Source organism: Lacrimispora amygdalina (assembly GCF_003432035.1).
GTDB classification, from domain to species: domain Bacteria; phylum Bacillota; class Clostridia; order Lachnospirales; family Lachnospiraceae; genus Lacrimispora; species Lacrimispora amygdalina.
Genome location: NZ_QOHO01000029.1, coordinates 110,561 through 120,664 on the forward strand (window position 1 = coordinate 110,561; position 10,104 = coordinate 120,664).

Sequence of the window (10,104 nt, forward strand, 5' to 3'; positions counted from 1 at the left end):
CTTTGGCCTTCTCCAAATCATCCATGCATATCATTAAAAAGCTGGTATCTGCTTTTCTGCCCCCATCATATTTTACGTTCCATACAAATGGAATCCTCCATCCCAGCATACTGGCCGTAATTAGGAATAATCTGATAACCCGCCTTTTTATACATTGTATGAGCTGCATCTAACTGCCTCCCGGTTTCCAGAATACACCAGATATAACCTTTCATCTTTGCCTTTGCTTCTAATCTCCGGATTAATTCCCCGCCTAACCCCATATGACGATGTGCCGGATCCACATAGACCCGTTTCAGCTCCGCATGAGTTTCATCAAACATTTTGAATGCTCCGCACGCTACCGCTTTTCCATTATGATATGCAACAATCACATCATGAATGCTGTCTCTCTGATTATACTGATCATACCTGCTTCTTTGATATTGACTTCCCACAATCTCAACCAGTGTGCGGTCCAGCCTTCCGCAAAGCATAGCAAAATCCGGATCATCTCCATCCGTGTCCCGAAACTCCAGCACAGACAGATTGCGCAGCTTCTCTTTCGCTTTTTTACTGAATTTATTTATCACGCATTCATAAGCCTCATCAATCATCTGAAAAAGCAGCTCCTGATCTGAAAACGCATCTAAATCAACCGTATTCCAATGCGGCTGCTGAACGGGAGGACAATGGTAACCCCTTACTATTATTCCCGGATAAAGCTGACGATAAAGATATGATTTTTCCGGATCGCATTTTAAGGTTATTTTATAGAAATTCTCCTGTGGATTGAGCTGCACAAATAATTTCCCCATTACCTTATAACAGATTGGGTACTCTCCAAATGGTCTTGCTTCATAGGAACCAGAATGCCCGAGGCAGTATTCTTTTATGGTGTCAATTATTTTTATATGATTTTCCATAGTACCTCCCGTTTTCAATCTTTTACACTATAATAACATATCTTTCAAAAAAATATAGTTTATTTGTTTAGTAGTTTTTTAATTTAACTCTATATAAAGGAAAAGGCCTTGTTCATATTATTGTGAACAAAGCCTTCTTAAACCTTTTTGAAATAAATTTAATTTCCTTTTTGTTTTTCACGCACAGACGCAATCATTGCATAGGCACAGGGAATGACAATCATAGTTAAAACTGTGGACAGGATCATTCCGAATATTACTGCTGTAGCCATAGGTGCCCACAGCGGTCCTCCTGAAGTCATAAGCGGAAGAAGAGAGAAAACGGTTGTTACCATTCCAATCATGATTGGGCGCATTCGCGTTTCACATGCCTTAACAATGGCTTCCTTAACGCTATCCGACTGGGGAATCAGCACCTTTATGTAATCCAGAAGTACAATACCGTTATTAACAACAACTCCCATGAGGCTGATTGCACCTAACAGCGCCATGAATCCAATGGGATACCCCATCCACTTTAAGCCCCAGATGATGCCGATAAAGGACAGCGGAATCGTACCCATTATAATCAGCGGCTCTACAAGATCTCCAAACTGGAATACCAGTATGATATAAATCAGGATAACTGCGATGATCGTGGGCAATGTCATGGAAGAAAATGCATCCGTGCTGTTTTCACTTTCGCCGCCGTATTCCAAAGTATAACCGTCCGGAAGCCTTAGATCTTTCATACTTTTTTCCACATTTTCCATTACTGCTGCCGTATTGTATCCATCTTCCACATAACTGCCAATGGTAATCGTCCGCTGGCTGTTCCGGCGGATAATCTGGTTTAACGACGACTGGGTCTGTATTGCGGCAATCTGCGTCAGCGGAACATTCTTTCCTGTCACCTGAGAAGTCAGGAATATGGTATTGAGTATTTCCCTGCTGGTTTTATCTTTATCGGATATTTTTGCAATAACCGGCAGGGAATCTTTCTCCAGATCCTTCTGCTTCATTTTTAATATTTCTAATCCGTTTACTGCCATTCGCACTGTACTGGCAACATCGTAGTTGGTGATTCCTACAAGGTTCGCCTTTTCCTCATTTACATTTACGTTTAAGCGGTAGCTGTTATCTCCATAGTTGTCCTCCACATTTCGGGTACCCGGTACAGTACGGCAGCGTTCCTCTATCTCAGCGGCTGCGCTCCGAAGTTTTTCAATATCATCACCAGATACTCGTACCTGAATGGGGTATGTCAAAGGCAAACTGATTTCCAGATATTTAAGGGTAGTACTGATCCCTGGAACTGCTTCAAGAATTCTCTTTTCTACAGCAGCTGCTTCTGAACGGGTTCCGTTAATCAGAAACTGTGCTTTGTTCGTAGCCTGCTGTTCCGGTTCAAAGGTAACATAGTATTTCATAAAACCATCACCAGCAGTGCTTGCAAAGGAGTGTACGGATTTTTCATTCTCCAGCACAGCGGCTACCTTCTGGCTTTGAGCCAGAGTTTTTTCTAAAGTACTTCCGTCCTGGGTTGTTACGTTGAGTACATACTGATCACGCTCTACAGGAGGAAACAGCTGCACGGCGAGAGTCGGTACAATAAGAGAAGAAGCTGCAAACAACCCGGCAAAAAATAACAGAACCGTGCGTGGTTTCTTTAATGAAAAACTTAATAAGCGTCCATATAATTCATTCCCTTTTTCCAGAAGCTGTTTTAAATGCAGTTTTTCTGCTATTTTTTGTATCCATACTGTAAATCTGGATGGCTCGGCTTTAACAGGCTTATCTTTGGCCGGCTGACGGTTAAGCAGATGAGCCAGAGCTGGAACAATTGTCAGAGAAGTCAGATAAGAACCTGCCAGCGCCACACTTACCAGAATCGGCAGCGTTTTTACAAATTTTCCCGCATCTCCGTTCATCATTGCCAAAGGAAGAAAGGAGGCAACCGTAGTCAGTGATGAAGTCAGAATAGGAATTCCAACCTCCTTTACACCATTGATACAGGCATTCGTGAGCGTTTCACCCCTGGCCAGATAAACTTGAATGTTATCATTTGCAACAATTCCATTTGCTACCATTAAGCTTAACGATATCATCAGTGATGCAACTGCTACCTGGTGAAGAGGAATTCTTGTCAGATACATGTAACCAAATACAAGAATACAGATAACAGGAATGGGGATAGATACAACAGCAGCTGACCGCAGTCCCATGGATATAAGAACAACGATAAAAACCAGCAGAATCCCTTCAATCAGGTTATCTGCAAACATATCAATGGAATCCTTTACAAAACTGGCCTGATTATTTAATTCTGTCAGTTTCATTCCCGCATACAGCTTTGATTTTTCAAACCCGTGAATTTTGTCCTGAAGGCGTTTTTCCACATTTAATATATTGATACCATCCGCATATTTGACACCGATCAGCACCCCCTGGCTTCCATTGACAAATACCTGCTTTTCCGGCTTTACCGGCGTCTGAAGAACTTCGGCCACATTTTTCAAATAAACAGGAGTACCGGAATCAGTGGAAACAGAAACAATTGTATTCTTTATTTCCTCCATAGACTGATATTCCCCGGAAACCTGCACCGGTATCTTAGTGCCAGTAAGTTCCAGGTTACCGCCGGGAATGTTAATGTTACGGGCTCCCAGCTGAGTGGCGACTGTGGCAGGCGATATACCATACTGCTGAAGCTTTGACATGTTTAAGTCAATTTCCACCTGCTGCTTTTCATCACCCATAATATCCACAGCTTTCACATCTGTATCTTTGGAAAGCATGTTTTTTATCTGCCTGGCAACATCTGCCATCTCCTGATTGGTGTTGTCTTCCCCTGAAAGGCCTAAAATAAGTCCGTAGGAACTTGAAAAGTCTGTTTTTATTACAGGCGCCTGTGCATCAGCGGGAAGCTCGGGCTTTATATCATCAATCTTTTCCCGCAGCTTGTCCCACTTTTTATTAATTTCATTATCACTCATATCTTTCAGTGTAATCTGAATTACTCCGGCTGAATCCACGGAGTAGCTTTCCAGCTTTTTGATTCCTGAAATGGTATCAATTTTATCTTCAATTGGCTTGACGATCAGCTTTTCTATATCCTCCGGGCTCGCACCTGGATAAATACAGGTAACGGAAGCAACCGGGCTGGTGACTTCAGGATTTTCCTGTCTCTCCATTACGACATAAGCATAAATACCAAGCATCATAAATAGTCCGGTCAGCAGAGCAAGAATACTTTTATGCTTAACGCTCCATGCAATCATGGCTCAACCTCCTCTGCAAGCTGAACAGCATCGCCGTCATATAATAAAAACTGACCTTCTGTCACTATTTGTTCTCCAAACTCCAGTCCGGAAAGAATTTCAATGGAATTACCCCTGATCTCTCCGGTTGTCACTACTTTTCTGGTCACGGTACCGCTGGCAGCATCATACACAAATACGACTGATCCATTCGCCCGCTGCAGTACGCTGTCCAGCGGAATTAAAACAGATTTTTGTGAACCGGTATGGAGGATGACGTTGGCAATCATTCCAGGTTTTAACACGCCGGCAGGATTTTTTACACGGATTTTTACAGTAAAGGTCCGGGTATTGCTGTCCGCTAACGCACCAATTCCTGAAACACTTCCCTCAAACCCAGTTTCTATCCCATATACGGAAACTTCTGCTTTCTGCCCCAGCTTAATCTCGTTGATTTGTTCATCGGGAATACCAACTTCTATGGTAACCTCATCAGTTCGTCCGATAACTACAACCGGATATCCGGCTGCTGCCGTTTCACCTCCATTCATAAGCTTTTTTAATATCACTCCCTTCATTGGGCTGTTCAGCGCAGTATCCGCCAGATCCCTGACTGCTTTATCCGCAGCTGCCGCAGCCTGGTCTTTCTGAGCCCCTGCTGCCTCAAGCTGCGCGACAGCCATATTTTTCCCTTCCAGTGCCTGGTGATATGTCTCAGAGTCCGCCGCCAGCTTTGCTGAAATCTCATCGAGGTCACTCTGGGATACTGCCTGAGCCTCATAAAGGGCTTTTACTCTGTTATAAGTTTTCTGAGTCAGCACCAGCTGGGCCTTTGCCTGTGCGATTTTGGAGGGAGCATCAGTATCCGCCTGCATCTTTGCAGTCGCATACTGAGCTTCGGCAGCCCGAAACTGCGCCTGAGCAGCCCGGACCTGCAGGGAATAATCTTCCATGGAAAGCTCCGCCACCTTCTGACCCATTTCCACCGAATCACCTTCCCGAACATATACTTCCTTCAGCTTTCCGTCCAGCTTAAACGACAGATTCGCTGTTTCAACCGGAGTTACGTTACCACTTAAATTAAGTGTGTCCGTATAAGCCGCTTCGCTTACTGTTGCAACAGAAATACTTCTCATTTCTTTTTTTTCCTGTCCTTTATCACCGCTGCACCCCGCCAGCAGCAATGCGCACAAAACAGGTACAGCCGCCCATTTGGGTATTCTCTTCCTCTCTATCATCGCCATTCTCCTTTATCATCACCGCTGTATCTTTTCGGTATTTTTTGTTTACACCTGTCGATTTGCATGATATTATTTTTTCAGAGAAAAAGCAAGAAACAAACTTTGTAAAGTGTAGCCTAAACTACATTTTATCAATAAGTGTAGATTGGAGAACTATATATGGAAGATCAGACAATTGACCTGCGTATGCTGAGAACCTACCGGTTTCTTAGTGACGCCCTTTTTGAACTGGTTCTGAAACACCCCTTTGAAGAAATTACCGTGACCGATATCTGTAAAAAGGCCATGGTACACCGCACCACATTCTATAAGCATTTTGAGGATAAATACCAGCTGTTGGAGACTATGTTTTCAGATGAGCAGCGTAAATTTATAGAATTACAAATTGAAGAGGGAGAATCAGAACAGGAATATTATCGGCGTATCATACGCCAAATGTTTGAATATGCCAAAAATTATAAAGATTTTTTCGTTCAGAGTGCCTCCCATATTAAAAATGACTTTATGGCCGACCTTTTAAGAAACACTGTCAGCGCCTATCTTGACCGGTGTTTTCGTATGGATGAAACACGCTCAGGTGTTCCCAGTCCGGTTCCAATCGCCATCATGTCGGAATACTATACCGGCGCAGCGATTTCGCTGATTATGTGGTGGCTGCAAAACGGCATGCGGGTCTCCATAGATCAAATGGTTGATTATATGAGTTCATTGATTGTATGGTAAGTCATGTTTTGTTATTTCTTCCATATCAAACTGATATAATCTTCGTAAACCACAACTGTTTCCAGATAAGAGAATGCTACAGCCCGTTTATCTTCTTTATTTAACTGGGAAAAAATAATTTTTTGCGGAAATTCAGATTTCCTGACCATTTTTCCTTTCTCCTCTAATAATTTTGTTTTCGTCTGCGTCAGTTCTTCCAACTCTTTATTAATATAATCGACGGTGAGTGAACTGACTGATTTTGTCTTTAGAACCTGCATTAAATTGGTAACAGCTTCATCAATACGGATCAATTCCAGCTCCAGTTCATTGGTTTCATTCACATTTTCAATGGGAGCCGGTTTGCAGCTGTCAAGAAGCTTTACCAATTCTATCTCAACAGCCCCCTCAATCTGTTCAATCCTCAACTGAGGTTTTAAATTACAGTCAAGAAAATCCTTTCCCCGGCATCTTAAAGTCCGGACTATTTCTCCATCTGATTTGCGCTTGTATTTTCGAACCATAACTGCCCTCCCACAGTCACCGCATTTTATCAGTCCCGTCAGCCAGCTGTTACGCGGACCATCGTTTGAGGCTACTTTCTCATTTGTGTCCAGTTTTTTCTGGCACCGGAGCCACAACTTAGAATCAATATATCCAGGCCAGTTACCAATGGCGAAGGTAGCCTCCTTTGTATCCAATGCTCCTTTTGTCACTGCTCCCTTTTTCCCCACCAGCATGCCGCCATGTTCCCCGTTAAAATCTTTCAGTGGATTTATAATATTTACTCCAAGTTTTTTAAAGTACGAATAGACAGCATGATCACATTTTACGCTGGCAGGATTTCTAAGCACCCGCCCAATGGAACAGGGGGACCATTTTTCACTGTTTGGTCCAGGACACTTTCTTGCCGTCATCATTCGCCCGATATCTCCCAGACTGGTAGTTGGATAAGCATAAATCTTCATAATCTCTTCCAGATTCTTTATGTTATCTTCCAGTTTCAGCGAAGAAACTTTTTGTTCCCCATATGAGATTGCTGTATTGCTGTAACCATAGGGTGCGGGACCTCCCGGCCAGCGCCCCAGTTCAATCCTGTCATAATAATTGTCATAAACTCTTTTCGAAATCTGTTCCCGCTCCATCTGGGCAAACACGGCCATAATAAATATCATTGCTTTCCCTATGGGTGTTGAGGTATCAAAATTTTCCGTAACGGAAATAAACTCTACCTTGTATTTGCTCATATATTCCCAGGTGTTTGTAAAATCCAGAAGCGAGCGGGTAAAACGGTCAAGCTTGTAAACAAGGATTCTGTTAATCGACCCTTTTTTTATATCATTTAACAATTTTAAAAATTCCGGTCTGTGTACCACATCTTTTCCCGAAATACCCCTGTCTATGTATAATCTCGGCTCACCAACTGCAATACTCCTGGCGAAACTCAGCTGCGTCTCAATGGAGAGACTGTCTTTTTTATCAATTGACTGTCTTGCATAAATCGCATCCATATGGCTTAATTAATTTCCCTTCTTTTCATCAACCGTCTGCTCTTTCTCTATGAGAGAACAATTCTTTTCAGATTGTGATTTATGATAAAAAATTAATTGAAGCTCTTCATATATCTTCTGCACTGATTTCTCCCTGTCACGATTGCTTTTGTAGATGGGATAAATATTTTCTACTCTCATGCAGTACGATTTCACCTCATTCATGCAATTACTTGTTTCAATATATGTCAGCCGACGATAATTAATCCACATAGACAGGCTTCTTTTTTAACCGGAATTTAAATCAGATGCCGGATTCGTTTTTGATCTTTTTTTCTTTTTGTGCAGAATCAGTATCATTATTAACAATATCAGGAATCCCGTCAGTAGAACTGTTTTTGTAAGAATGGATCTTAATATCTCTGAAAATTCCTCCCTGGTCTGACGTTCATAAACAGCTGTTACAATTTTCTTATAAAGCAAAAGATCTGTCTGGTTTTCCACCCCCTCTTCCACATAAGTTCCCCGATATACCTTAGCCTTTACAGCAGGAAATGTGACCTCCCCTCCATATATACTCCTTATGTTTTTTACCGCCTTCCTCCCACGCGCCTGTGCAGTACGGACCAAATCTCCATTTTGCAGCTCCGGTTCTCCAGTCCATGCAATACTTGTTATTTCATAATAATCCGGAGGTAGATTGAGATACTTTAAAAATGCGTCTGCATAATCTATTAAAGGCACTCCATTTGGTATTTCCGTATCTCCCAGTAAATATGATTTTTCCTGATAACCTGATACTGTTATGGGAAAGGTAAAACCGTAATCCCAGTAATTACTTTCTTCTACATGAGAAACTGCAGGCAATTCAACTATTTGCTCCTGGTTTAAGTCTTCATCTGTCACCCGTACCTGTGCCCGCTCTGGGATTTTGTCTATATACTCTACACCCCTATATAAAATAGACGTTTCTGAATACTCCGTTTTTTCTTCCATAGAAATATCAAGAATCTCGCTGGCAGTCAAATGATACTTCTTTCCACCTTCTTCCACAGTTTCCTGGGGGATATACCTTTCCGGGTTTCCCACAAAGGGCGGGGAATCAATTGTTAAAACACTGTCAGGATAAATTATCTCCTCATAGTCTGTCTGCAGGGACATTAACTGATATTTGATTCCATTTTTTTCGATGGTCCTCTCAAAATGGCTGCTTCCTTCATCCTCCTTATTAGTTGTCCGGAATTCTTTCTTTATTTCAACTGTTCTTTCTGAACCGAAAGAAACGTGAAAGAAACCTCCAGTAAAAACAAGAATGGTCAGTAAAGCAGTGTTAAATTTAATTAAATGGTAAATCCGGATCATCAAGACCATCAGGGATATTTAAAAACCCATCTCCTATTGCGCTGGCAGGTTCCTGCCTTGTAACCGCCTGATTTCCTCCAGCAGACATGTTCTTACTGTCAGCAAACTCCTGTTCATCAACAATGACCTCAAACGTGTATACCTTAACTCCGTCTTTATTTATGTAGCTGCCTGTTTGAACTCTTCCAGTAATCAATACTCTCATTCCCTGATAAAAGTATTTTTCTGCAAATTCACCTGTTTTATCAAACGAAACACAGTTAATAAAATCAGCCGTTGGCTCATTACTATCCTGATTTTTACGTCCTCTGCGGTCAACGGCAAGTGTATATCTGGCAATCGCCATTGTACGTTCTCCTTGTGAATATCTCACTTCCGGGTCTCTGGTTAATCTTCCCATTAAAATTACTCGATTCATATTTTCCTCCATTCTTTCTGATTACAAGCATCCCTCTTTTTCCTTTGATGCATCTGACCATTGGCTTTCCCCGTCTTCTTCTTAGGTCTTAAAACAACAATACAGAATATTAGTGTTACACCCAAAACTACAGCTGACGCATAAATAAAACCGACTATTAAATATGAAACCATCATGGTGATCAACATTGCTTAACCCTGCCTGATCGCCATATAAACCAATTTTTTATTTCCATTCCAAATATTCATCATCCTTTCTGGTCTTACTGCTTAAATCATTATGCCTCCTTCACTTCATTGATTGGTCTGACACCTCCTCTCAAAAAATATGGTTAAATATCTGGTTATGTCTCTTACATACACTACCCAGTCATGGAATAAAAGAATTAGAATACACAAAAAAAATGGGAATAACCAGATAAAGCCTGTTACTGGAAAAAAAGAGAATAATCCTTGATAAATTAAAAATGCAATAAGATAATATAGAAAATTAGAAAATCAAATAAAAAATGTAAGGGGAATAAACTTTAATAACCTGGAATATAAAACAGATATTGCAATCATAGAAATGAATTTAGATTTAAGCATTATCATTTTATCAGATATATTACGTTTAGTAAAGCCCTTTTACGATTCTTAAGATAGATTAACCGCCATATATCTTTCATTATTTCTATATTCTATATGTGGTATAATCTTTAATAGCAAGAACTTTATCAGCAAGGAGAGTAGTGTGAAAGAAAGTAGA

8 protein-coding genes are annotated in these 10,104 nt (G+C 41.2%); 1 reads left to right on the forward strand and 7 read right to left on the reverse strand.

Annotated features, from left to right (window positions below; genetic code table 11):
- Nucleotides 1-65 precede the first annotated feature (65 nt).
- The 3 genes from DS742_RS10655 to DS742_RS10665 all read right to left on the reverse strand — a co-directional run bounded on the left by DS742_RS10655 (nucleotide 66) and on the right by DS742_RS10665 (nucleotide 5,382).
- The gene (locus tag DS742_RS10655; protein WP_117416982.1) at nucleotides 66-905 is read right to left on the reverse strand and encodes a GNAT family N-acetyltransferase; all 840 of its coding nucleotides are present in this window, start codon (nucleotides 903-905) and stop codon (nucleotides 66-68) included.
- 158 nt (nucleotides 906-1,063) lie between these two features.
- Nucleotides 1,064-4,165 carry an efflux RND transporter permease subunit gene (locus tag DS742_RS10660; protein ID WP_117416983.1) on the reverse strand — a complete coding sequence of 1,034 codons (3,102 nt, stop codon included), beginning with the start codon at nucleotides 4,163-4,165 and terminating at the stop codon, nucleotides 1,064-1,066.
- Nucleotides 4,162-5,382, reverse strand: a complete 1,221-nt coding sequence (locus DS742_RS10665) for an efflux RND transporter periplasmic adaptor subunit (protein ID WP_170313425.1) — start codon at nucleotides 5,380-5,382, stop codon at nucleotides 4,162-4,164. Before DS742_RS10665 ends, DS742_RS10660 begins: the two co-directional genes overlap by 4 nt.
- A gap of 162 nt (nucleotides 5,383-5,544) precedes the next feature.
- Between DS742_RS10665 and DS742_RS10670 the strand changes: the two genes are divergently transcribed.
- Complete coding sequence (locus DS742_RS10670; RefSeq protein ID WP_117416985.1) at nucleotides 5,545-6,108, forward strand: TetR/AcrR family transcriptional regulator; 564 nt, start codon at nucleotides 5,545-5,547, stop codon at nucleotides 6,106-6,108.
- 11 nt (nucleotides 6,109-6,119) lie between these two features.
- On the opposite strand, the gene DS742_RS10675 is transcribed toward DS742_RS10670, so the two are convergent.
- From DS742_RS10675 to DS742_RS10690, 4 genes are all read right to left on the reverse strand, one after another.
- Nucleotides 6,120-7,598 (reverse strand): recombinase family protein, encoded by a 1,479-nt coding sequence (locus tag DS742_RS10675; RefSeq protein ID WP_117416986.1) that lies wholly within the window; start codon nucleotides 7,596-7,598, stop codon nucleotides 6,120-6,122.
- 9 nt (nucleotides 7,599-7,607) lie between these two features.
- A complete protein-coding gene (locus tag DS742_RS28805; protein WP_170313426.1) occupies nucleotides 7,608-7,778 on the reverse strand; it encodes a hypothetical protein in 171 nt (56 codons plus the stop codon).
- An 87-nt stretch (nucleotides 7,779-7,865) separates the two neighbouring features.
- Nucleotides 7,866-8,939 carry a hypothetical protein gene (locus tag DS742_RS10685; RefSeq protein ID WP_117416988.1) on the reverse strand — a complete coding sequence of 358 codons (1,074 nt, stop codon included), beginning with the start codon at nucleotides 8,937-8,939 and terminating at the stop codon, nucleotides 7,866-7,868.
- Nucleotides 8,914-9,357, reverse strand: coding sequence for a single-stranded DNA-binding protein (locus DS742_RS10690; RefSeq protein ID WP_117416989.1), 444 nt, complete (start codon nucleotides 9,355-9,357; stop codon nucleotides 8,914-8,916). Before DS742_RS10690 ends, DS742_RS10685 begins: the two co-directional genes overlap by 26 nt.
- Nucleotides 9,358-10,104 lie beyond the last annotated feature (747 nt).